At 43.6% G+C, this 24,424-nt stretch carries 16 protein-coding genes; 7 read left to right on the top strand and 9 right to left on the bottom strand.

The genetic code is table 11. The annotated features are described in order from the left end of the window. Nucleotides 1–203: 203 nt before the first annotated feature. The 4 genes from RMY32_RS04020 to RMY32_RS04035 all read right to left on the bottom strand — a co-directional run bounded on the left by RMY32_RS04020 (nucleotide 204) and on the right by RMY32_RS04035 (nucleotide 5,420). Nucleotides 204–1,778 (bottom strand): type II CAAX endopeptidase family protein, encoded by a 1,575-nt coding sequence (locus RMY32_RS04020; RefSeq protein ID WP_322709024.1) that lies wholly within the window; start codon nucleotides 1,776–1,778, stop codon nucleotides 204–206. Next, nucleotides 1,779–1,997, bottom strand: a complete 219-nt coding sequence (locus tag RMY32_RS04025) for a hypothetical protein (protein WP_322709025.1) — start codon at nucleotides 1,995–1,997, stop codon at nucleotides 1,779–1,781. It lies immediately after the preceding gene. A gap of 209 nt (nucleotides 1,998–2,206) precedes the next feature. After that, the gene (locus RMY32_RS04030) at nucleotides 2,207–2,644 is read right to left on the bottom strand and encodes a DUF29 domain-containing protein (RefSeq protein WP_322709026.1); all 438 of its coding nucleotides are present in this window, start codon (nucleotides 2,642–2,644) and stop codon (nucleotides 2,207–2,209) included. Between the two features lie 847 nt (nucleotides 2,645–3,491). Then, nucleotides 3,492–5,420: an alpha-amylase family glycosyl hydrolase gene (locus RMY32_RS04035; protein ID WP_322709027.1), complete on the bottom strand. Its 1,929-nt coding sequence runs from the start codon at nucleotides 5,418–5,420 to the stop codon at nucleotides 3,492–3,494. Nucleotides 5,421–5,908: 488 nt separating this feature from the next. On the opposite strand from RMY32_RS04035, the gene RMY32_RS04040 reads away from it, so the two are divergent. The 3 genes from RMY32_RS04040 (at nucleotide 5,909) to RMY32_RS04050 (ending at nucleotide 9,621) form a co-directional block, all read left to right on the top strand. Next, on the top strand, nucleotides 5,909–6,958 hold the full coding sequence (locus tag RMY32_RS04040; RefSeq protein ID WP_322709028.1) for a hypothetical protein: 1,050 nt from the start codon (nucleotides 5,909–5,911) through the stop codon (nucleotides 6,956–6,958). A 265-nt stretch (nucleotides 6,959–7,223) separates the two neighbouring features. After that, complete coding sequence (locus tag RMY32_RS04045; RefSeq protein ID WP_322709029.1) at nucleotides 7,224–9,035, top strand: protein kinase domain-containing protein; 1,812 nt, start codon at nucleotides 7,224–7,226, stop codon at nucleotides 9,033–9,035. A 367-nt stretch (nucleotides 9,036–9,402) separates the two neighbouring features. Then, nucleotides 9,403–9,621, top strand: coding sequence for a hypothetical protein (locus RMY32_RS04050; protein ID WP_322674241.1), 219 nt, complete (start codon nucleotides 9,403–9,405; stop codon nucleotides 9,619–9,621). A gap of 60 nt (nucleotides 9,622–9,681) precedes the next feature. On the opposite strand, the gene ribD is transcribed toward RMY32_RS04050, so the two are convergent. Next, complete coding sequence (gene ribD, locus RMY32_RS04055) at nucleotides 9,682–10,878, bottom strand: bifunctional diaminohydroxyphosphoribosylaminopyrimidine deaminase/5-amino-6-(5-phosphoribosylamino)uracil reductase RibD (RefSeq protein ID WP_322709066.1); 1,197 nt, start codon at nucleotides 10,876–10,878, stop codon at nucleotides 9,682–9,684. A 246-nt stretch (nucleotides 10,879–11,124) separates the two neighbouring features. Between ribD and RMY32_RS04060 the strand changes: the two genes are divergently transcribed. Further along, nucleotides 11,125–14,898, top strand: a complete 3,774-nt coding sequence (locus RMY32_RS04060; protein WP_322709030.1) for a tetratricopeptide repeat protein — start codon at nucleotides 11,125–11,127, stop codon at nucleotides 14,896–14,898. 767 nt (nucleotides 14,899–15,665) lie between these two features. Here the strand turns inward: RMY32_RS04060 and mreD are convergent. The 3 genes from mreD to RMY32_RS04075 all read right to left on the bottom strand — a co-directional run bounded on the left by mreD (nucleotide 15,666) and on the right by RMY32_RS04075 (nucleotide 18,211). After that, the gene (gene mreD, locus RMY32_RS04065; RefSeq protein ID WP_322709032.1) at nucleotides 15,666–16,286 is read right to left on the bottom strand and encodes a rod shape-determining protein MreD; all 621 of its coding nucleotides are present in this window, start codon (nucleotides 16,284–16,286) and stop codon (nucleotides 15,666–15,668) included. 21 nt (nucleotides 16,287–16,307) lie between these two features. Beyond that, the gene (gene mreC, locus RMY32_RS04070) at nucleotides 16,308–17,102 is read right to left on the bottom strand and encodes a rod shape-determining protein MreC (RefSeq protein WP_322709033.1); all 795 of its coding nucleotides are present in this window, start codon (nucleotides 17,100–17,102) and stop codon (nucleotides 16,308–16,310) included. A 101-nt stretch (nucleotides 17,103–17,203) separates the two neighbouring features. After that, nucleotides 17,204–18,211, bottom strand: a complete 1,008-nt coding sequence (locus RMY32_RS04075) for a rod shape-determining protein (protein ID WP_322709067.1) — start codon at nucleotides 18,209–18,211, stop codon at nucleotides 17,204–17,206. 374 nt (nucleotides 18,212–18,585) lie between these two features. Here RMY32_RS04075 and RMY32_RS04080 point away from each other — a divergent pair, with 374 nt between their 5' ends. Further along, complete coding sequence (locus tag RMY32_RS04080) at nucleotides 18,586–18,948, top strand: single-stranded DNA-binding protein (RefSeq protein ID WP_322709034.1); 363 nt, start codon at nucleotides 18,586–18,588, stop codon at nucleotides 18,946–18,948. Between the two features lie 101 nt (nucleotides 18,949–19,049). Here RMY32_RS04080 and RMY32_RS04085 read toward each other — a convergent pair whose 3' ends face one another. Further along, nucleotides 19,050–19,790, bottom strand: a complete 741-nt coding sequence (locus RMY32_RS04085) for an SIMPL domain-containing protein (RefSeq protein ID WP_322709068.1) — start codon at nucleotides 19,788–19,790, stop codon at nucleotides 19,050–19,052. 325 nt (nucleotides 19,791–20,115) lie between these two features. Here RMY32_RS04085 and RMY32_RS04090 point away from each other — a divergent pair, with 325 nt between their 5' ends. Further along, on the top strand, nucleotides 20,116–21,591 hold the full coding sequence (locus RMY32_RS04090; protein WP_322709035.1) for a cation:proton antiporter: 1,476 nt from the start codon (nucleotides 20,116–20,118) through the stop codon (nucleotides 21,589–21,591). A 699-nt stretch (nucleotides 21,592–22,290) separates the two neighbouring features. After that, nucleotides 22,291–24,165 carry an N-acetylmuramoyl-L-alanine amidase gene (locus RMY32_RS04095; protein ID WP_322709036.1) on the top strand — a complete coding sequence of 625 codons (1,875 nt, stop codon included), beginning with the start codon at nucleotides 22,291–22,293 and terminating at the stop codon, nucleotides 24,163–24,165. The last annotated feature ends 259 nt before the right edge of the window (nucleotides 24,166–24,424 follow it).

Consider the following 24,424-nt stretch of genomic DNA (forward strand, 5'->3'; position numbering starts at 1 on the left):
AAAATCTACCAGAATGAGAATAAATGCTTAACTAGATAGTTTGTTGTCTATGTTAATAGCATTCTTTAATTTGCTTTTGCCATTATCGTAATTGGGTTTTCAGCTAGTATTTATGCTTATAACCAATTATTACTAGTAAATTGTCTCTACCTATCGTGATAAAATCAGATATTTTTGTTTTTGGCAACAGTATCTAAATTGTATTAATTACTACCTAAAATGAATAAACTTAATAGTGTACCACTATTCCAAAGGCTGTGGAGGAGCATAGGAGCGAGGAGATTGCGCGATCGCGTGTAGACTACTCCCAACACAATGCCCAATGCGGTTAAGGGGAGAATTTCCGATAAGCTGAGGTGAGCGATCGCAAACAACAAACTACTGATTAGAATCGACCCCCACACGGGTAAGTAACGAGTTAGAGAAGGTAACAAAAAACCACGAAATAGGATTTCTTCAAAAAATGGAGCGGCGATCGCTGCTGTGGAGAAAAATATACCAAGTGCGATACCATCTTGGCTTTCCAGGGCTAATTGCAACAGGGGATTACTCCCACCCTGTCCTTGCCATAGCTGCTGATTAATCAAAGATACCACCACAACTACAGGTAAAGCCGTGCAATAGCCTCCCAGTCCCCACAAAAACCAATTATCTTGAAGACGGAAGCGAAACCAGAATTCTGGTAGTGGAAAAAAGCGCTTGAGAGAGAAATACAGTACTAACAGCGCACCTAATGCTACCAAGAAGTAACTAACCAACACAGAAAATGCCTGAAGTCGCACATCTACAATCGGACGCGGAATGGGTAGCAACGATATTACTAAGGGCACAAAAATTTGCCCCATAAAGAAAAAGCCAATGATAAAAACCTGCAAAACCGTTTCACCACCCCAAGGAGTTGACCAGGGGATATCAGCATTTTGAGCTAATAACGAGGCTTTTCCTTTCAACAAGCGTTGAGCAAATAATAAAATCAGCAGTATTAGACCAATTAAAGCTGCCAAGGTGGGAATAGTGCCAATAACTGCCAATTTAATCACTGCTTGAGCAGAAGATTCTTGTTGTGCGGCTTTTACTGCTGATAACGCATCTTGTCGTTGCTGGAGTTGGTATAACTTAACCAAAGCAGTAGAGCGAAACCAACCTTCTAAATTCTTTTGAATTGGTTCTTGAGCATTTGGGAGGATACGAGGAGGATTGCTCCACAGTCCAGTCAATACAGCGGCGGTTTCCCAAAACCCTGAATTAATATCTGAGCGTTGTTGTAATTCGCTCCAAGTCTTAAAGGCTGTATCCGTCTGTCCTTGCTGTGCTTGTAAAATTCCCAAGCGCAGGTCTAATTCAGCCAGTAATTTTTGTAATTGCTTAAAAGACTGTTGTAACTGTTGCTGTCCCTGTTTAGACGTTTCAATAGTGGGAGGAGCATCCGGTAGAGGTTTCGGAGGCGTGGGAGTTATTTCAGCTTGAGAGCGTAATTGTGCAAGTTTGTTGTTAACTTTGTCTAAATTAGCTTGAACTGATTGACGCGCCTCCTGATACTGCTTTGTAGCGCTTTCTAGAGGTTGCTCACCAAGTATTGCTTCGCGAATCGCCTGGAGTTTGTCATCATTGCTATCTTCTGATTGCCAAGCTTGGGCTTGTAAAGCAATATTTGTTTGGTATAGTTCCAAACGACTTTGAAATTGAGGTTCTTGCCAACTACCGAATAAAGCCGAAACTGCTAACAGAACTGCTATCGGCGTCATCACAAAAAATAAAACCAACCGCTTGAGTGTCATCTATCCCCCTTTAACTGACCAGTGGAGAGCGCGTCCCCCTTGGGAATTATCGCAATAAAAAGTCAGAGGTGGATAGATATCATCAATATTATAAGTTTGCAATGAATGTGCGATGCCTGCGGTAAATGCTCGCCTATGCACCCACAATGTTAAATTACAGTGGTGTTCTCTTACCTTGAGGAAGCCGATAATCTTTGTTTTGAGCGATGAATCACTCACTACGAACTAGGATTTTTTTATGTTTAATTATGCTTACTTACTGAGTCTCAGCAGTTTAAATTATACCAATTTAATGTGAAGTTACACATATCTAGATCCCCCTAAATCCCCCGATAAATTGGGGGACTTTGATATGTTTTTCTGGTTCCTCCCTTTATAAGGGGGGCTAGGGGGGATCGAATTCTATGCAGCTTTATAAAAAATTGGTATTACAGGAATTCAGAATTAAGAACTTGTTCCATAGTAAAAGGACACTCAAGCGGAAAAGTTTCTATTGGCTTTTCAGTCTCATTTGCGGCATCTCGACGAGCGCGGCGATAATATTTCTGTATCCACTCCCAGTTTTCTAGAAGGCGCTGCAAACTGGGAGTATCTTCCAAGCAATCTTGAATTTGGTTTCGGCAGTTTGAGATTGTGTTAACCCAACTTTTAGTTTTTCGCTCTGGTTGATATTGGCATTTGAGTAAGTGCATTAAAAGCACTTGTAAATAACTTCCAAGTTCCTTTTGTTCGCTCCGACCCAAAGCCTCTAGTTCCTCTACCAAATGTTCCACATCTAATTCAGCCCAGCGTCCTTTCTTCAGGCATTCAGCTTGTTGCTGCGTCCACATCAGAAAGTCCTGATTGTAGAGTGTCGTTTTACTCATCAACAGTTACCCCTTTGTTTTCAGCAACATTTTGCCTATTTTTGCTCAATGTTGACCCACGAATAATCTTACAAAAGTAATCTAGCAATTACTCCTCTCATCAGCATCGTCATCTTGCAGGTTGTGTTGGGCACAGCAAGCGCTGATATCTGGGTTGAAAATAAATTCCTTTTTGAGTTGAGGTTCACCATTCACCATGTACTCGATTAGGCGTATACCTTAAATTATCGATCCAAGTTACAAATTCATCAAAGATTACCTACTTAATCGCAGTGATGGTTAGGGTGGGGTGAAACTAAAGCTAAAACCTTAGTAAATCAGGTTTGGGCTGAGGTTTTGAGAATTTATGCAATATAGCAAGGGACTGGGGACTGGTGACTGGGGATTGGGTCAAAAGTCTTGTTATGTCTAAGTTTTATCATCTGTTAATGTCCTAACCACGTTGGCTGTTGCTATAAATATATTGAATTCGGGCGATCGTTTATTGAATTCGGGCGATCGTTTGTTGAATTCGGGCGGTCGTTTATTGAATTCGGGCGATCGTTCATTGAATTCAAGCAGTGGTTAGGGTGGGGTAAAACCCAGATTCAAAGAACAACGTAGAGACTTGAGTGTACACCGTAGCCTACGAGGAGAGGGGAGCAAAAATCCTCTAATCTCGTTACTCCTCCCTCTCCTAAAAGGCGAGGGAGAGGTCTGTCGAACTCACGTTAATCTACTACACTATGGCGCACACTGCGGTTCGATACGCTTATTTATGTATTTTTTATTACTTAAAATTTAAAAATAATGAAGAGTGAAGAATTAAAATTTGAATCCTTCACTCTTCATACATGATTCTAAATTTCTAAGATTCTCTTCCCGATGCCCAGGTATCACGCCATTTTACAGTACCTTCTTTCGCAATCACCCAGCGACGATTTACGAGATTTTCGCGCAAAGGCGATCGCCCTTCCCGCCATATGGCATATTTATAAGCTATGAGATTTCCGGCACTCTCATCAAAGGGAATCTCAGCAAACCAAGTATTGGTGTTGATGTACTCTAGGGGATATGCTTTGCCAATATCCCAGTTACCTAACTCTGGGCAATCTCCTGTCACTACAATGATTTCACCAGGTTTGGTCTCCACGCCATTGAGTTGGACGCGGACAATTGTTTGTGCTTTTATCCGTTCGCCAACGTGGCTGAAAACAATCACTCCCCTTTCTTCTAGTACTAGGTCATAAATCTTGCCATTTTTTACCTCATACTTGTTGCGAGTCACCACGCAGGTATGTTCTCCATCGGGCAATTCTGTTTCTACTTCTGGTAAACTAACTTCTCCTCCCCGGTTTAAAGCTACAAAACACACAGAGTCACGATAACGGCGTACATAGCAGTAAATATCAGCTGTTAAGTATTTTTGCCAATGGCTACCCATTGATACGGCTGGATTCAGTCGTCGTAAGCCAGACAGCAGCCTGATGCAACGATAAATCTCACTCTCAGTATCCCAATTTTCCATCATTGGGCGGTTATACGGGTCGTTACCGCCATCAGTATCGTTATGCAGATATTGTTCTGTACCGTAGTAAATGCAGGGAATACCGCGACAGGTCATAATTAAGGCGATCGCAACCTTCAGCATCGCTGGATCGGGGTTCAGCGATTGGAAGCGGGACATATCATGGTTATCGATGAAGGTAATTAGCTCTGTTGCCCCCTTGTAGCGATAATCCTGATCAAAAATGTATTGAATTGTTTCGAATCCCATTTCTGAACCTTGTCCCAGTGCGGCTCGAATTGCCACACACAACCCAAAGTCTAGAAGTGTCATGCCTGAGTGGTTAACAAACTCCACCGAGCGCTCGTCATTAGGATTACTGTAAATCCATTCACCAAAAATAAATACATCTGGTTTGTGATTCGTCATCTCGCCAGTGAATTCTTGCCAAAACCAAATCGGCATGTGCTTGACAGTATCCACCCGCAGTGCATCTACACCCCGGTCTAGCCATTGTTTAATGGCTGACTTGATATACTCCCGATATTCAGTATTGTTTTCATTGAAGGTTGCTAGACCAGATAATTCACAATTCTGCACTTGCCAATCGTCTTCCCAGTTTTGCACTTCACCATAGTGGTGATACCAATTATTAGCATCATCATTGAAGTCAGCAATTTTGACGCCATCATCATACAATTCACCTTTACTACCGCTAGTATCAGGTGTACTATGGTTGCAGACAATATCCAGCACTAGCTTCATATTGCGCTTGTGCAGTTCTGTAATCAACCGATCAAAGGTCGTATTTTTTTCTTCTTGAGTAGCGTTTAAAGAAGGGTTCTCTCCGTCAGCAATGTATCGAGGATTAAGCCGTTTAAAGTCTTTTGTCCAATAGCCATGTATTGCTGCATTGCCAACAAATAACTCTTCCACCTGCTCGAACAGTGGAGTTAGCCAAAGAGCGGTAACTCCCATATTTTTGAGATAATCTAATTTATCGATGACACCTTGCAAGTCGCCACCCCAGTACTTACCCCAATCTTGTCTAGTTGGATCGTACAGTTCCGAGTTTGCACCTTCGCTGTTTTCTGGATCGCCATCATAAAAGCGATCGACTACGAGAAAATAAATTGTTTCCTGACGAAATTCAATATCTCTGGTGTAAAGGAACTCTAGAGCAATCTCAATATCTAACTGCGGTTCTTGTATAAGAGCTTCTACATTTTCCTTTGCAGGATCTACTTTATATTGATCTGGTGAAAACTGAGATGGTGGGGTTTGTACCATAAAAAAACTCAAAATTTCATCTAATTCACACTTGCAGAACCAACAGTACAACGTTTCAGGTATTGTGTGTCACTACAAACTTCGGTATTGTGACATCCTGCTTACGGTGTAAGTATCTATCGCTAGCTAGTTTATAATTCTATCGGTAGATATAATTCATCTGCTAGAGGATAAAAATAAAACAATATAGCAGTTATTAAGGATAATTGCTAGGTTACAAAAATTTACAATATTTAATTATATTAACCTGTAGTAAATACTGAGTTTGTCTTGTACTTAGGTGTATATTCGAGAAAAGATTTTAGAACAGCTCAAATCCTTGGATATTAAGGATATTAGTTGTCAAGAAGGTTTAGTTACACCTGAGCAATACTGAGTAAACCACGTATCAGCCAACTTTTTCTCTAGAAGATTCGCTCCATTGGTAAACTGACCATTGTCACTTTCAATCTGTTATTACTATCAAGGAATTAATTTAGGTAGCAATTATGACTAAATATGACAAGGTTTTTAACTCACCAAAGACATCAGAGGAATCACTAAGTCCAGAAGAAGCGGTGGCGGCGATCGCAACTGTGACTGCGATCGCTGATTCATTTATTGAAGAGGTAGATGCAGAGAGTTTAGCGGGTATCCTCTGGGAATTCGAGGTTTTCGAGGAATACTCAGAAGATGACATTGCAGAAATAGTTGATAGACTGATCTCCATTGCCGAAGAAGAGGGAATTGGGCCTTTGTTTAATACCGCTAAAGTATCTCTCTCAGATGAATTAGTGCTAGATGGTTTTGCAGCTGGGGTAATAGTGCTTTTAGACGATGACCTCGCCATCCCCAAATCGAAACAAATCTACCTAAAAAAGCTACAAGCAGCTTTAGAACTGGAAGATGAAGAAGCAGAGGAAATCATCAAGGAGGTAATTGCAGCTTTTAAAGAAGCAGAAGATGAAGAATATACAGACGATGAAGATGAGACAGTAGTCATCGAAGATTTTAGCGAACAGACCTATCAATCGCCTTTAGGTAATTTTACCGTGCCGATTCCGGTCGATCCGCAGCAGGGTGGTAGAATTCAAAGCCAGGAAGGAGTAGTTGGCTTTTCTGATGACATCGGTACTTTGCTGAGAATCGATTATTATCCTTTCCCTCTAGAACAGTTAGAGGAGTTGGAGTCTGTTGGACAAGAAGAATATTTACAAACAATTTTAGTAGACAAGTATGTACCCCAAGCGATTTTTGCCAATGTACCAGATGCTTCTGTGGAATATACCGAATATCTGGAAAATACTCTGCGAGGCGCTTACTACGTGTTAATTGATATGCCCAAAGGTTCGACAATTTCTAAGCAAGAAAATAATGGAACTGCGAGCAGATTAGATGCGTACCGGGGGTTGCTCACCTTCATCAGTGGTGAATTTTTGTATATAGTTAGTAGTCAGCACAGTTTTATTAACGGCGAAACTCCTGATTCTGTTGAGGAAGAGGCTGAAGACATCAAAGAAAATATTTTAGAGTTTGTTGAGACTATAGAGTTCACTTAGTACAGTATTTCATTCGTAGCGAAGTAAATTTGGCAGGATTCTGCGATACCAATGCATTGGCTGGCATTAAACATCAGAATGGAGAGACGTAGCAGTGCTACGTCTCTACAAGAATTTTGGATAACGCATATTTAATTTCACCAGAGTATATTGCCTTGCCTTCGCTCATGTGATGTACATTTGGAAAGGGCAATGTCTGACGACAAGTTTGGAGAAGACAAGAAGTCTTTGCCTTTGCACTGGGTGTCTACGCTTATAATTTTTCATGACAATAACCCTGCTAAACAATCGCTATCAAGTTATCCAGGTAATCGGCGCTGGTGGGTTTGGCGAAACCTTTCTAGCAGAAGATGTCCACATGCCTTCTCGCCGCCGCTGTGTAATCAAGCAACTAAAACCGATAACCAATAATGACCCGCAAACCTACCAACTTATCCAACAACGGTTTGAACGGGAAGCCGCAACCTTGGAGTATTTGGGTGAAAGTAGTTACCAAATTCCCAAACTCTACGCCTACTTTTCTGAGAATGGACAGTTTTATCTCGTCCAAGAATGGATTCACGGTCAAACTCTGACAAAAATTGTCGAAGCCAAAGGATTTGAGAGTGAAACTGCTGTTCGGCGAATTCTCTTGAGTCTGCTTTCAGTTTTAGATTATGTTCACAGTAAAGGCATTATTCACCGGGATATTAAGCCAGATAACATTATTCTGCGTTCTATTGATAACGAGCCAGTTTTGATTGATTTTGGTGCAGTCAAAGAAACAATCCGTTCAGTGGTTAATTCTCCAGGATACCCCACGCGATCGCTTGTCATTGGTACGCCGGGATATATGCCTAGCGAACAAGCCGTTGGCCGCCCAGTTTACGCCACTGATATCTACAGTTTAGGTTTAACAGCAATTTATCTGCTGACTGGCAAACACCCGCAAGAACTAGTAACCGATCTAAAAACTGGGGAAATACTTTGGCAGCAGCACGCCCGTAACGTCTCTTCTCAATTGGCCGCGATACTCAATCAGGCAATTAAGCCTCATGCTGGCGATCGCTACAGCACTGCCAGTAAAATGCTACATGCCTTGCAATCTGGTAGTAATCCTCCTGAGTTAGCTGCAAATACTTCTACAGTTAGTTTTTCTCCCACCGCATCGACTCGGCAAACTCAGCCATTATATTCTCCACAAAACAATTCTACGATTCCAAGGTCTTCCAATCCTAGAAACTGGCAAAAACCTGCTGTGATTGTTGGTAGTTTGTTGATAGGCGGCTTGATTGGTGCAGTAGCAATTCCTAGCATCATTCGTCAGCAACAACCAGAAACAACCATTGGCACAAATCCCACGCCATCGCCAGAATCTTTGCCAACTTCTGCATCTACCGAACCGCCCGTTTCCTCCCAAACGTCTCCAGTTCCAGTTATCCCTAGCTCACCACCACGACAGCGACCAACCTCTAATTCCCCAGTTGTACCCATACCACAGCCAGAAAAAGAGCCTGTTACTTTAGATACTCCAGCACCGATAGCAGTATCCACACCACAGCCAGAACCAAAGGATAAGGTAAGCGCAGTTCCGAAACCAGAAGTTCGTTCCACACCACAAAACAGCGATCGCTCGCCTAGTAAATTAGCTACCAATAGCCAAAGCATTCCCGCATTTCCTACAGGTACATCAAGAAGTGACGTAGAAGCTACCCTCGGCAAGCCAAATCAAGATTTAAGAGGCGCATGGGGCAAGACTCGTGCTGTCGTTTACAAACTAGTGCCAAACAAAATTGACCTTGGCTACTTATTCGATCGCAATTCTAAAACGCTGCGTCAAACTGAGGTATCTTTTGCTCAATCGGTAGACCCAGAAGTAATAGAGAGTACCTTAAATGGAATGTTAGCAGGGCAAGCCACTGAAGAAATTAAGCAGGGACTTAAACAGGTACAACAGCGCCAATCTGATAATTTTAGTTTTAAAAATGGCTCAGTCAAAGGTCAAATTATCCGCCAACAATGTGATTTTATTTACATCAGCATTTGGGATGCAGATTTACATGATTTTGTAAATCCATCTACAGCCAAACAGTGTTAACTTTCTGGCAAACACTGTTCTTGAAAGTTAGATTTTTGTATCCTTCAAGACAGACTCAGTATTCAACATAGTGATTTAAAAACTGACTTTATTCAGGTACAATTAAGATAATTTCAGTCTTCCCAAACACAAAAAGCCAATTTTTAGAATTAGTGCATTTGTTTTCTAGATTTTGCAACTAAATCCCTAAAAATCTGTTTTTCCCATTCCCTATTTCTGATTTTCAATTTTTAATCTTCATAAAGTTATAAATACCATTATTAAGTTTTTAATAATACTTGTCTCAGCTTCTACATCCATGTCGTAAATTGCGATCGGAATTGTGTAATCTGAAGACAGCAAAGCTAAATTATTCAATCGAGGTCTGATGACTCCTACAATCATACGTCAGCTTTGGTCAGTGGTTGAAACCGCGCAAGCCAAGCTCCTCTTACAACTGGATGATGCTAGCTTGGTACAGTGGTTAGTAAAACAAACCGAAACGCAAGTGTTGTTAGATTCTAACGAAACTGATTTTCTTAGCCACTACATTCAATCTCGGCTAGCCCTCATACGCGATCTTGCCCATGAACGCCAATGTTCATGATGCCTACGGTGGGCTACGCCAACGCAAAATCAAGATAAATAGATCGATCGTCAAGCGTGATTACTGTTGACTATTAGCTTTTGGGGAAAGATAACCTTCCACTAAGCAGTCAGAGCCTACTACACGCCAACGAACACGTTCTAAAGACAACGCCTCAGTCATGGTAGTAAAACCTAAATCGCCCACTGGTGTGGGAGCAATACTACCACCAATGATCTTTGGGGCAATAAATGCCAAAACTTTTTGCACTGCTCCTTGAGCGATCGCACTAGCAGCTAAAGTACCACCACATTCCCACAACACGCAACAAAAACCCCGTTCATATAAGTACGCCATTGCCTTATCCGGTGTAAGTGATGCTAATTCCACCACCTCTACACCCTGTTTGAGCAACAGTTCTTGAAAATCGGGGTTAGCACCCTTCTGTGTCAACACCAAAGTTGGAGCATCTGCAATTTGCCACAGATGGGCACTGGCCGGTAAGTTGAGATGGCGACTCATCACCACCCGCAGGGGATTATGTGCCCCCACCTGATGGCTGGTTAAGTAAGGATTATCTTGTCGGACTGTATTACCGCCGACAATTATGGCATCACAAGCCGCCCGCATTAGATGTACTTCACTGCGGGCTTCTTGACTTGTCACCCAAGCGCTATGACCAGAGGTAGTAGCAATTTTGCCATCTAAAGTCATGGCATATTTTAAAATTCCCAAAGGTCGCTTGTAGAGAATGCGATGCACAAAAGCTTCGTTGAGTTTTTTGCAGGCTGCTTCTTCTACTCCGACTAACACTTCTATACCTGCTGCACGTAAACGAGCAATACCACCGCCAGCTACCAGTGGATTCGGGTCTATCATACCCACCACCACCTTTGCCACTCCCGCATTGATTAAACCTTCAGAACAAGGCGGAGTGCGCCCGTAGTGGTTGCAAGGTTCGAGGCTGACATAAACTGTAGCATCACGAGCGCTTTCTCCTGCTGCTCTCAAAGCAAAAACTTCAGCATGAGGTTCACCAGCACGGGGATGAAACCCCTCCCCCACAATTTCCCCATTTTTGACAACCACCGCACCCACTAACGGATTTGGCGAAGTCCGCCCTAAAGCACGGCGAGCCAGTTCCAAACACCGCAGCATCATGCGGGAATCAAAGTCACTCCCTATCCTTTTCTCAGTCGAATCTACTGGAAGCGTATTTTCCAGAGTGTAGTTAGGTAGAGATGCATCTGCTTGAGCGATCGCAGGGGAATTATCCATAATTTTGGGTAACATTCTCAATATTTTTCACGCTAGCTGCTCTTCTGGGCGATTTTTTTACAGTAATATTTAGGTTTTACTTTTGGTGATCTTAACTTACAGCAATTTTGCGATCGTCATTTGTCATTTGTCATTTGTCATTTGTCCACCTCATCTCCCATGCCCTAATCGGGAAATCCAGCAAACGCGACGGTAGCTTATCTACAATCGAATTATCCCTACACTCAAGCTGCAATTCCCCTGAATATGGAATTAAATTTGCGTTTCCCGGAGATTAATCAAGTTCTTGTCAGACTTGACGACCTAGAAACCGATAGACTAAATTTTACATCCCCCTTAGCAGCAGAAGATTTGGAAGATATTCGCTGGTATTTTGAAGTCTATGCCAATAGTTACACTGCTGATGTAGATGATGAACGGGCAAAGCGGATTGAAGAGAACTTTCAACGCTGGGGCGAAAGCTTATTTGAGTCTGTTTTTCAGCAACGCCCTGCCCAGAGGATATTTAATGAATTTCAAGATGCAGATGAACCAGGACGCTTATTAACCATCAGCGCCAGTCATCCGGCAATTTTATCTTTACCTTGGGAATTGTTACGCGACCCAGCATCAGATATCTATTTATTTAACGAAAATCCCCGGATTTCTGTGCGTCGTCGCTTGGCGGGGGCGGGGGGTGGACGCAGACCGTTTAAAGTTCAGCCAAAAGACCGTTTGCGGTTGCTGTTTGTGGTCAGTCGTCCCAGTGATGCGGGGTTTATTGACCCCCGTGGGGAAGCTAAGGCGGTGTTGGATGCGATCGCCCAGGAAGCAGTAGGAAAAATTGAGGTAGAATTTTTGCGTCCCGCGACTTTGGATAATTTAGTCGCCCGTTTAGAAGACTCACGCCTACCACCGATTGATATTGTCCACTTTGATGGGCATGGCGTTTATGACTCCGATGGGCGATTCCACGAACAGGCGAAATCCAGCGACCCTGCGGGAGTGACCAAAGGGGAAAATGGCAATGGCAGCAATATGGGTTATCTGTTGTTTGAGAATCCAGAAGGCAAGATGGCCCTGATTACTGCCGAAACTTTGGCGGAAATGCTGCACCGTCAAAAAGTTGGGTTAATTGTTCTGTCTGCTTGTCAGTCAGCGATGGTGGCGGGTGAAGATGCTATGGGTTGTATCGCGGCTAGGTTAACCCATGCAGGGATTCCGGCGGTGTTGGCGATGACCTATTCAGTATTAGTAGTTACAACCCATCAATTGTTTGCCAAATTTTATCAGCACTTGGTGCGGGCTGAAGATATCGGCGCAGCATTAGATAATGGGCGACGGGACTTGTATCTCAACAAAGAACGGGGCGAAAGGCGACGGGGAGACAAGCAAATTACTTTCAAATTACAAGACTGGTTTATCCCCGCTTTGTATCAAGCCGCCGGAGACACCGCCCTATTAACCTCTTCCCTCCCCTTGTCCCCCCTTCCCCTTGTCCCCCCCTCCTCTTCTACCAACCTCCCCGAACTCCAAGAAGCAGGTTTCTTCGGTCGCAGTCGGGAATTATGGAACATTGAACGCTGGTTTGTCCAAGGAACGCGGCGCATTACCATATCGGGTTTTGGTGGACAGGGAAAAACCTATTTAGCAGCAGAAGCGGGGCGGTGGTTATCCCGCACGGGGATGTTTAGGAAAGTATGTTTTGTGGATTATGCCGCTTTTCAGGTAGTGGATGCTGTGGGGTTGGCAGTGAGTACCTTGGCAACAGTGTTGGGGCAGAATTTAATTGATGTGGCGGCGGCGACTGCTGCATTGGGGCAAACACTGACGTTATTAATTTTAGATAACTTGGAAACCTTGCAGTCCCAAGCATTGCAAGAATTGTTAACCGTGGCGAAACAATGGTCTGAGGTGGGGCAATGTCGCCTATTACTCACCAGCCGCACACCGGATTTTTATCATTCAGATTATCGCACCGAAGGCAGTTTGAAACATCGGTCATTACCATTGTCGGGGTTAGAGCGACAAGATGCTTTGGCGTATATCCAGAGTTTGTGGAAGTTACCGCCGTCACCTGTATATAAACTGCCACAACAAAATGAGTTGTGGCGATTATTTAGGTTGGTAGATTTTCATCCCCTATCCCTCAGCTTATTGGCACGACAGTTGAAAGTTCGCCCAGTGGCAGAGTTGGGAGAACGATTGGCAGCGTTGATTGTGGAAACACCCGATAATCCCTTGTTAGCGTCCTTGAATTTGTCCTTGGAACGCTTGGATGAAGAGACGCGGGAGTGGTTGCCGAAGTTGGGCGTGTTTCAGGGAGGGACGCTGGAACCAGCCTTGCTGGAAATTACCGAATTTTCTGAGTCACAGTGGCAACAGCTACGCCCAGCCCTGGAGAACACAGGCTTGATACAATTAGTGAATTTGCCAGGTGTCGGTGTTCCTTTCGTGAAATTTCACCCCACCTTAGCCCCTGTTCTGTGGTCACGCCTGTCACCAGAGGCACAGGAAGAACTCCTTACCCGTTATCGCCTGGGGTATTATCAATTGTCTGGCTACTTATATGTTGAAGATCAGAAAAATCCTTATTTTGTCCGTGCCATTGCCCAGAGAGAACTGCCGAATTTGCTGTATGCAGTCCACGGCGCGTTAGATGTAGGAGAAGAATGGGCAGTGGAATTTGTTGATAAGGTAAACAAGTTTCTCAATTTTTTTGGACTCACCAGAGATAGAGTTGCACTCACCCAACAAGTTGAAGAGATGCATGGGGAAGTGGGTTCCCAAACATGGTATGTCGCCTGGACTAATGTAGGTGAACAATTATTTGATACCGGACGCTATCAAAAAGCGGCGCAGGTGTTTGGTGAGATACTTACTGGTTTGGCTGAGGAACCGAGTGATGAACGCTGTCTAACTTTAAATCGGCTAGGGCGATGTTTGCGGTTTCAAGGACAAGCAGCACAGGCAGCAACATATTACCGTCAGGCGTTGGGAGTGGCAACGCAGTTAGAACAGTCTGACGGTGTGAAGCGGCACATAAGAAACTTACAGACTGATTTGGCGGATTTGTTGAGTGATATGGGGGATTATGATCAAGCGCGAAAAGCTTATGAAGCTTTATTGTCTATTAAAGAAGAAATTGACGACCTTCGTGGTATTGCGGTAACAAATGGGGAACTCGGCACCCTCTTCCTGCGCCAAGGTAACCTCCCAAAAGCCGAACAACACTACCATAAAGCATTGACTACTTTTCAGGAACTAAATGAACCAGCAACAGAAGCTGTGTATAAGTATCAACTAGGTAGGGTGTACGAAAAAGGCGAGGAGTGGGATGCCGCAGAACATACCTACCGAGAAGCAGCACGTATTGACGAATCTCAAGGTAATCTGAGAGGTGCTGCAATGACATGGAATCAATTGGCTGAAGTCAATCGAAAGACTGGCAAACTGGAGGACGCAGAGGCTTGGTATCGCAAGGCAATTGCAGGTGCAAAAACTGTGGGAGATAGATTACAAGCATCATGGTCACTCAGGAACCTTGCTGCCCTCCTACAAAACCAACCCCACCGCCTACCAGAAGCGCGGCAATTAGCAGAAGAGGCATTGGCTATCTTGCAAACTTTAGACTCTGCTATAGCTGAGATTTGGAAAATTTACGCTCTTTTCGCAGAAATTACTGACAAACTGGGCGACACTACCCAAGCTAAAGCATATCGTCGCCTGTCGCGGCAGGCAAAAGCAGCATTTGCTGGAACACGCTATGAGTTGCGGCAACATGGGCGGGTTATTGCTGCGTTTGTTGGGGCGGTGAATGATAGAGAAGTGAGGCAACAGTTAGAACCTTTCCTGGAACAATGGGCGAAAAATGGTTCGGGTAATTTCGTAGCGGCTATTCGCCTGATATTCGACGGTGAGAGAGATGAAGATGTGCTGTGCGAACCTTTGAATTTTAATGATGCTCCGATTATCAATGCTATCCTGCGGGGTATTGCCGACCCCGACACGCTAAACGAGTTATTAGAGGAGGAAGGTTAAATAATTCGTAATTCGTAATTGAAGACGGTTTGAGATGAGGATTTAGAGGCGAAAATTAGGCAGGTTCAGCACAATGGGGTAAAGGCACAATAATATTGTTTACCCATTTATCAAAATAGATTACCTGTTATTGCCCTCCTCGCCTATTGTGAGGTTTATAGCAATTCCCAAAAACCCTGATACATATAGATTTCTCGTAGGGGCACAACATTGTTGTGCCCTCACTAACGTATTTGTATCATTATTAAATGGAAATGGTATTAGGCGTGGTATTCTGCGTATAAGAGAATATTAAAGCATCAATTATCGAGCCTGTTGGGGCATGGCTGCGATCGCATTTCTGTTTTAGCGCCAGTTTTTGGATGTCGTGCCCGTACAATCTGGGTATTTTTGTGATTAATATTCTTTAAAGGTGCATGATTCGAGTTCAGAAGATGGAAGTTGCACCTTAAAACAAGAACATTCCACTACAAAACAAGAACTTTCCTGCTCAAAACGAGAACATTTCACTTCAAAACAAGAACTTTCCTGCTCAAGACGAGAACGTTTGACTTCAAAACGAAAACGTTCCTGCTCGAAACGAGAACATTCCACTTCAAAACGAAAACGTTCCCACTCAAAACGAGAACGTTTGCACTTAAAGCTTGAATGTTGCTGAATAATCATAAAGGCACAACATTGTTGTGCCCCTACCTTGGTTTATTGAATTGCAAAGTGGTGTTTTTCCTAATCCCGGCTACACCGGAAAACTTGTTGGCAAAGCTATTTTAAGATTGCTCCAATAATTTCATCCGTTGCCACCAAAGATTCAGGGGATAATAGACCACAGGTGCCCACAGACTACTCAGAATGGCAGAGGCAAGAGCGACACGCTGATAATATGTCCAAATATCTGTCACCTTGCGCTCATTGCCCAGCAAAGTTAATTGCAACCCAAAGACAGTTTCTGCCAAAACTGCCAAAACAAAGACAATTACAGCAATCGAAATAAAATCTTCTTCGATAAAACGCTGTTTCTGGAGCAGACCAGTTAAAGCCCCCACTATACCTAAACTGATGGCATGAGTCGGGCTAGGTGATGTCATCGAATCTTGAAGTAGCCCCAGAACTATACCTGCTAATGCTCCGGCAAACACTGTGCGCTTCACACTCCAAGCTACCACCCAAATTAACAGCCAGTTAGGGCCAATTCCCAACAATTCCATACCTGGAAATCGGGTTGGTAATAATAGCAAACATAACAGTACAGAACTAGCCGTCACTATCCAACCAAACAACTGACGTATACCGGGATGCCAACGAGCCAGCGGCTGGATTCGGAATTTCGATTTTTGCTGTGACGATTTTGGCTTTTTCTGCCTGCTACCACCAAATGCAGGAATCTTCATTTTTCTATTTTTTCAAAGAATTTATTTAGACTTTTGCGGCACTTGATTTGCCGACTCTTGGATTTCTGGTTTGGGATAAACAGCTACCCAATCAAGAGAGCGGATTGGCGGAAAAAGCTCAATTTTTGCCACTGATGCCGGGAGTTTCTTTAAATCCAGCGACTTAATTCGTCCTACTGCCAAACCGGAGGGAAATTTCTGACTATAAGTAGATGTGGAAACTAAATCTCCTACTTTGACATTTGGAACTTTTTCATAAAACTCCAATACAGCTTCAGCAGAAGAATCTCCTCGTAAAACGCCTTTAGCAGCCGTCCGGCTAACGGATACACCCACTTGACTCTTGAGGTCACTGATTAACAACACGCGGCTAGTATTGGGAGTTACACTCTCCACCAAACCCACCAATCCGCCTTCTGCCTTGACTACGAAGCCTTCCTGAATCCCTGCATTTGCACCGCGATTCAGCGTCACTTGTTGCCACCACTGGTCAGCACTACGTCCTACCACCCGTGCTGGAACTGGCCGTGATGCTAGTGGCTCTTTTTCCACATAGCCTAATAAATCTTGTAACTTTGTCTTTTGACTTTCCAAATCTACTATACGGGTTTGCAATTCCATTATCCGGGCATCTCTAAGACGTTCTTCTGGAGTTGGCCCTGACTGCAACATCTCTAATGGACGGGTAATTGCCTGATATGTCTCAAGCACTAGTTCTCCTTGAGTCTGTCGCAATATCCAAGCACTACCAACTACTAAAGCTAACAAGCCAATTTGCAACCCTTTACGATCCCACCAACGCCGTATTGTCACCATATATACCTACATGTACTTATATAAATTAAGTTCTACTTGGATTCTATGTATATAAAACCCAAATAGAACTCAAATAGAACTCAAGTCTGATATTTTTTTTGTTAGATATTGCGAGAGCTTTCGATAACAACTCGTTCCAACTGTTTAAAGTTTTCTAACACACGACCTGTTCCCAGCACAACACAGCTCAAAGGATCGGCAGCAATGTGGGTAATAATCCCTGTTTCATGGCTAACAAGGGTATCTATGCCTTTGAGCAAAGCACCGCCACCAGCTAACATAATCCCTCTGTCAATAATGTCTGCTGCTAGTTCTGGCGGTGTGCGTTCTAGTGTGCGCTTCACAGCTTCGATAATTACTGATAGCGGTTCCATCATACTTTCACGGATTTCCGGCCCTTTGATAGTTACAGTTCGCGGTAGACCAGAAAGCAGATGTAAGCCTCGAACTTCCATCATCGCGTCATTATCATCATTAGTCGGATAGGCAGAACCCATCCGAATCTTGATTTCCTCGGCAGTACGTTCACCAATGACTAAATTATGAACTTTCTTAATATACTGAACGATCGCATCAGTCAGTTCATCTCCAGCAATGCGTACTGATTCGCTGATTACCGTACCTTGAAGACTCAGCACTGCAACTTCTGTTGTGCCACCACCAATATCGATGATCATGTTGCCAGTTGCTTCGGCAACAGGTAGTCCTGCACCAATGGCCGCAGCTACAGGTTCATCGATTAAATAGACTTTTCTGGCTCCTGCTTGATGAGCTGCATCCATCACCGCTCGTCTTTCTACTCCTGTGACACCACTGGGAATACCAATGACGATCCGGGGTAGAATTAAAGATTTACCTTCATTTACACGCTGAATAAAGCTTTTGAGCATCAGCTCGGCTATATCAAAGTCAGCGATTACACCATCCCGCAAAGGACGGAGAGCAATCACATTTCCCGGTGTGCGACCGAGCATTTTTTTGGCTTCTTCTCCTACTGCTAGTGCCACCTTTTCGTTGACATCGATAGCAACTACAGAAGGTTCTTGTAGTACAATACCTTTACCAGATACATAAACCAGGGTGTTTGCAGTACCAAGGTCGATACCCATATCCCATGAAGTGCGAAAGTTCCTAAAAATACCCACGCGTCTGTAAGCCCCCTATGTGCGATACTTCTTGACTACAACGGTAAGAGTTAATCGTGCTTGATTCGATTATGTTTGTATCCTAAGTTGAGTAAATTAGACAATATTTTTATATGATTCCCAGAAATATTTAGTATGTCTCAAGCCGCGTACTTTTTGATATTCTCTGGTTAAATTAGTATATCCGTATATTTTTATGTGTTTACTCCAAATAATGTGTATAAATTTTCAAGTCAATTATATTGTTAACTGTTTAACACATTATTTTCAAGTCTTTCACAATTCGCTATGATGAAAGTCGAAATTAATGAGTACACTTGTACTGAAAGGTAACACACATGAGTATCAATGTTGTCACCCTCATTGGTCGTGTAGGCGGCGACCCAGAGATTAAGTATTTTGAGTCTGGTAGTGTGAAGTGTAAATTAACACTAGCTGTTAATCGCCGCACAAAAGAAGGCGAACATACCGACTGGTTTAATTTAGAACTATGGGGAAAAACGGCGGAGGTGGCAGGCAATTATGTACGTAAAGGCAGGCAAATTGCTGTCAAAGGTTCTTTGAAGTTTGACACATGGAGCGATCGCCAAACAGGAGCAAACCGATCGTCACCAGTGATCCAAGTAGATCAACTGGATTTATTAGGCTCTAAACGAGATGGAGAAGGCGGTACAGGTGATATGTCTTCAGAACATTTTTAATTGAGCATTGGACATTGGGCATTGGGCATTGGGCATTGGGCATTGATTATTAGTCCTTTGCCTTTACAAATGACAAAGGACTAATGACAAATGACAAATGACTAATAACTAATTTGCAACGTCACCGATGCTTCTACTTGCTGTTCACCACCAACAATCGGGGTGGAAGCATTAGCTGATTTCGCAGCCTCAGCCCGTAAAAACATTGGTGGTGGTGGCGTATTAGCATTATTAACTTGAATGCTGACTATTTCTTTGGATTTAAAACCCAAGGCACTAAAAACGGCATCAGCTTGCTGCCGCGCGTCTTGAGTAGCTTCTTTTAATGCTTGCTTTTGAGCAGCTGCGATCGCTTCATCATTCGCAACAAAACTAATGCCGTTAATTTGTGTTGCACCGGCTTTGACTGCATCATCCAATAATGTCCCAGCTTGCTCAACAGGAATACTAAAACTCACAGTGTTAGTGGCAGCATAGCCTGTAATCCGCTGCACATTATTGGTGTAGCTGTAAACCGGATTGAGACGAATACCGGTAGTTTGTAGTTTTTCAACATTTTTGCTCTTGAGAAACGCAACCACCGCCGATGACCTCTGAGCGGCTTCTTGCTGTACCTCTTGGGCTGTTTTCCCTTGAATCTCCACTCCTAAATTGACTTGTGCCAGAGTTGTCGGAATTGTTTCCACTCCGCGACCACTGACACTAAGGGTTCGCCACAATTTATCTTTTTCTTGTGCGAATGCAGGTAGTGCAAAAGTTGCACATACAAGAATTGCTAAAGGCAGTATTTTCCACAAGTTTCCAGACGGAAATAGAGAACCGGGTAAAGCGGCTCTAGTCATCATATTTGCACTCCTCAAAGTATCCACAGATGTTTTAGATAAAGGTATGTAGCAATCTGCTGGTGGTCGTTGAGAAGCAACAGCCACCACAAGTTTTTCACAACTTAAGTGCGATCGCCAGATACGATTTGTATGTTCTTACTTTGACACTGCGATCGTCAAAAGCGGAAATGGTTACATTTTTTGAAACTAAAAAAATTACACTAGTACTGAATAGCGGAAATGAAACGTTTACGCCGTATTCATTTTGAATTCGGATTGCTTCTCCATAGGATGTTTTTCAGAAACGCGTCAGAATCAAAGAGAAGGATTTTCAGAGAACCTAATGCATTTGTTAGAACCAATCAACTTCTCTTTTCCTCTGCTGGCTAGCGCAACACAAGCCGCAGACAGTTCAATGGTAGTAGCAGCAGTGCTACTAAGCTTAGTAGTCATTTATCTCGCCAGCAAAGTTGGTGGAGAGTTATCAAACCAAGTGGGTTTGCCGCCTGTTTTAGGCGAACTCGTTGGCGGTGTGGTAGTTGGCATCTCTGTTTTCCATCTTTTAGTCTTTCCAGAAGGCGGCACAGACAGTTCTAACTCTTTGATTGTGTCCTTCCTTCAAACCACTGCTGGTTTAACACCTGAAGCTGCTCCAGCAGTGTTTGCAGCCCAGTCCGAGGTCATTTCCGTTCTGGCAGAATTGGGTGTGATCATTCTGCTGTTTGAAATCGGCTTGGAGTCGAATTTAAAAGATTTAATGGCAGTTGGTATTCAAGCCACTGTTGTCGCAGTAGTTGGAGTAGCAGTACCCTTTGCCGCTGGGACTGTGGGACTGATGACTTTGTTTGGGATTGGAGCTGTACCCGCAATTTTTGCAGGGGCGGCTTTGACTGCTACTAGTATTGGTATTACTTCCAAGGTACTGTCAGAATTGGGGCGACTCAATTCTAAAGAAGGGCAAATTATTTTGGGTGCTGCCGTAATCGACGACGTACTAGGAATCATCGTTTTAGCGGTAGTTGCCAGTTTAGCTAAAGACGGCGTGGTGGATGTCAGCAAAGTGATTTATTTGATTATCAGCGCCACTGGTTTTATTTTGGGAGCAATCCTACTAGGCAATGTTTTCAATAAGTCCTTTGTAGCGATCGCCGATCAACTCAAAACACGTGGTGGACTAGTAATCCCAGCATTCGTTTTCGCTTTTGCTATGGCATACCTTGCCGCCGTCATCCACTTAGAAGCAATTCTGGGAGCTTTTGCAGCCGGTTTAGTTCTAGAAGAGACAGATAAGCGTAAAGAACTGCAAAGGCAAGTCTGTCCCATTGCTGATATGTTAGTGCCAATTTTCTTTGTGACTGTTGGGGCAAAAACCGATTTGGGAGTATTAAACCCAGCAATTCCCGACAATCGTGAAGGTCTAATTATGGCAACTTTCCTGATTACAGTAGCCATTCTCGGTAAAGTAATCACAGGTTTAAGCGTGTTTGGTCAACCGGAAATCAACCGTTTAGCGATCGGTGTGGGGATGATTCCTAGAGGCGAGGTTGGGTTAGTATTTGCTGGTGTCGGCGCTGCCAGTGGCGCTCTCTCGAAACCATTAGGAGCAGCAATTATCATGATGGTTATCTTGACAACCTTTTTAGCTCCTCCGTTGTTACGATTTGTGTTTCCAGATCCAAAAACCGTGGACGGAAGCTCAGAGCAACTAATTTTAGACGGTTCCTCTGGGACTTCGTTGGTAATTGAACCACCTCAGTCGAGGGTGCCAGCATCAAATGACAGCAATTTGGGAGTCACTCCAGATTCTGGCGATTGTTAGTTATTGGGCATGGGGCATTGGGCATGGGGCATGGGGCATTGGGCATGGGGCATTGGGCATTGGGCATGAGGAAGAGACAAGGTAGATGGGGGAGACAAGGGAGAGACTTGTTCAATAATTCCCCCTTGTCCCCTTGCTTCCCCTACTCCCCTACTCCCCTGCTCCCCTGCTCCCCTGCTCCCCTGCCCCTCTGCTCCAATTGTGCAGTGGAAACTTCTATCCTCAAATCTCCGTCCCGTGTGATTGTCAAATAATCATTTGTTTATAATTTCTACCAGCATTCAGAATGTTACTTAATTTCTAGTCTCCCTCAGCTTGTGAGCCTTTATCTGAATATTTTCCAGATAATTGGGGAGTAACACCCATAAATCTTGCTAGATCGTTTGACAGTAATGGGAATTATTTAATCAGTGCATCGATGGCAGCAAAGAACAAACACTAATCAGTAAACAGCTATCAATTATCAGTTTTCTAGCCTTATTGGGAGTCAGAGTTCTCCACCTGTAAAGGTGGAAGATTTCGCATGGGGATTTAAACTTAATTTGAAACCCGATCGATGATTTAAATGTGTCTAAATACTGGCTTAAAAATCAAACAAGGGATTCAGAAGTCAAGTTTAAGTGGTGATGGTGTGATGATGATTTACCAATGAGTTGAGATATTGACGGCTCCCATGAATGTGAATTAGGAGAAAGGACTGTGAAATTACATTGGTTACTAGCCAGCACTATTGGAACTATCTTCATACTATCGTCGCCAGCAATGGCCGCGAGACTTGAATCTTGGCGCTTTGATGCCAATCAAAACAGGCTGGAAATTAATACTGTGGGAGCAGTTCAACCCCAAGCACAACTAATTTTCAACCCAACTCGGCTGGTAATTGATTTGCCGGGAACTACATTTGGTCGTCCACAGTTAACCCAACAGGTGGGTGGGGGAATTCGCTCAATTCGTGTTGGACAGTTTGATGTAGATACAACACGCATAGTTGTCGAATTGACTCCTGGTTACAGTTTAGACCCGAAACGAGTGAAATTTGTTGGTACAACTGGCGATCGCTGGACGGTGCAATTACCGAAACCAGAAGTCGAAAAAGTAGCTTCATCTCCTAGAAGTGCTTACAGTGTAGTTACCCCAGACTCCGAACGTCAATCTAATATTTCAAGGGTTGCTACTACACGAGGAGCAACTCAAATTGAGAGCTTACAGGTAACAGGTGATGGGTTGTTCATTCGTACCAGTGGTGGTAATCCACCGATTCAGGTAATTCGTAGCCGCGATCGCGCTACCATCTTTCTAGATATCTCTGGTGCATCTTTATCACCACGTCTGATGCAGCAGAGGAATATACCCGTTAACAAATATGGTATTAGCCGCGTCGAATTCACCTCATTGCAAAGTCAACCTCCTGGTGTCCGCTTAACTTTGCGAGTAGATAAAAATAGCCCAGATTGGCGAGCAACTAATAGTAGCGATGGTGGTTTGATAGTTCTACCTAGTCGAGTTGTCAGATTGCCTAGAAGTAATAATTCGGACAATCAGTCAGAAGTCGTTTCCTCTCCCAGTAGAGCATCTGTCAATAACTCGCTAGCAACAATTGAGTCTGTGCAACTTGCCGATAATGGAAAACAACTGCTAATTAGAGGCAACCAACCTTTATCTGCTACGGGAACCTGGGATAGATCCTTAGGTATTTTCCGCGTCACAATTACCAATGCCAAGTTAGCTCCCAGAGTTATAGGGCCTACTTTTGCTCCCAATAGCCCCATTCTTCGGGTACGTCTGCAACCTCAAGCATCCAATACAGTGGTTGTTTTAGTTCAACCCGCAGGAGGAGTGCAAATTGGGCAACCTCAGCAAATCGGCGACCAGCTTTTGGTACCAATACAAGGTTCTCGGCGAGTTGTCACCCTTCCCGGAAGACCACCCTATGCTTTACCTGGGCTACCACCGCCGAACCGCGGGCCATTCCCAGACCCAAACAATCCAAATCCCCAGTTTCCAAGACAACCACAGCGCCGAGTTACCAATGGGCGAGTGGTAGTTATTATTGACCCAGGACATGGTGGTAAAGACTCAGGAGCGCTTGGCATTGGGGGAGCGCGCGAAAAAGATGTTATCTTGCCTATTGGTAAAAGACTGGCTGAGATTTTGCAGCAAAATGGCGTACAGGTTATTATGACGCGGGATTCTGACTATTTTGTTACTCTTCCGGGACGGGTGCAATTAGCAGAACGAGCTAATGCTGATGTGTTTGTGAGCATCCATGCTAATTCCGCAGGTGCGAGTCGTCCCGATGTTAATGGCTTAGAAGTCTATTATTACGACAGCGGACTGGATCTAGCTCGTATTGTCCGTAGTAGTATTCTTCAAAGTATTAGTACTATCAAAGACAGGGGAGTGCGGCGAGCCAGATTTTATGTCCTGAGAAAAAGTTCTATGCCCTCTATTCTCGTGGAAACGGGTTATATGACTGGTCGACAGGATATGGCTAGGCTCAGAACTTCAGCTTACCAAAATCAAATGGCAGAAGCGATCGCTCGTGGCGTTCTTCAGTATCTAAAGAGAAGATAAGTAATTTAGTCTAAATTTCTAAATTGTTGAGTAAGTACATCTAATCTTTACCATTTTTATCCAATTTAGTAGTAAAACAATTTAAGTATTCTTGCGGCGGAATAAGAGCAGCTTCTTTGTTATTGTCATTTGATACTTTGCAAGTCAACAAATTTTGAATTTTAGACTGTCCTGCGAAATGCTACGCATAGCTTGCTTCTTTGGAGGGTACGGCTGTGCTGAGTCGAAGGATTTTAGATTTTGGATTTGTATCACTTAC

It is taken from the genome of Nostoc sp. ChiSLP03a (assembly GCF_034531215.2).
In the GTDB taxonomy this organism is placed as follows: Bacteria; Cyanobacteriota; Cyanobacteriia; order Cyanobacteriales; family Nostocaceae; genus Nostoc.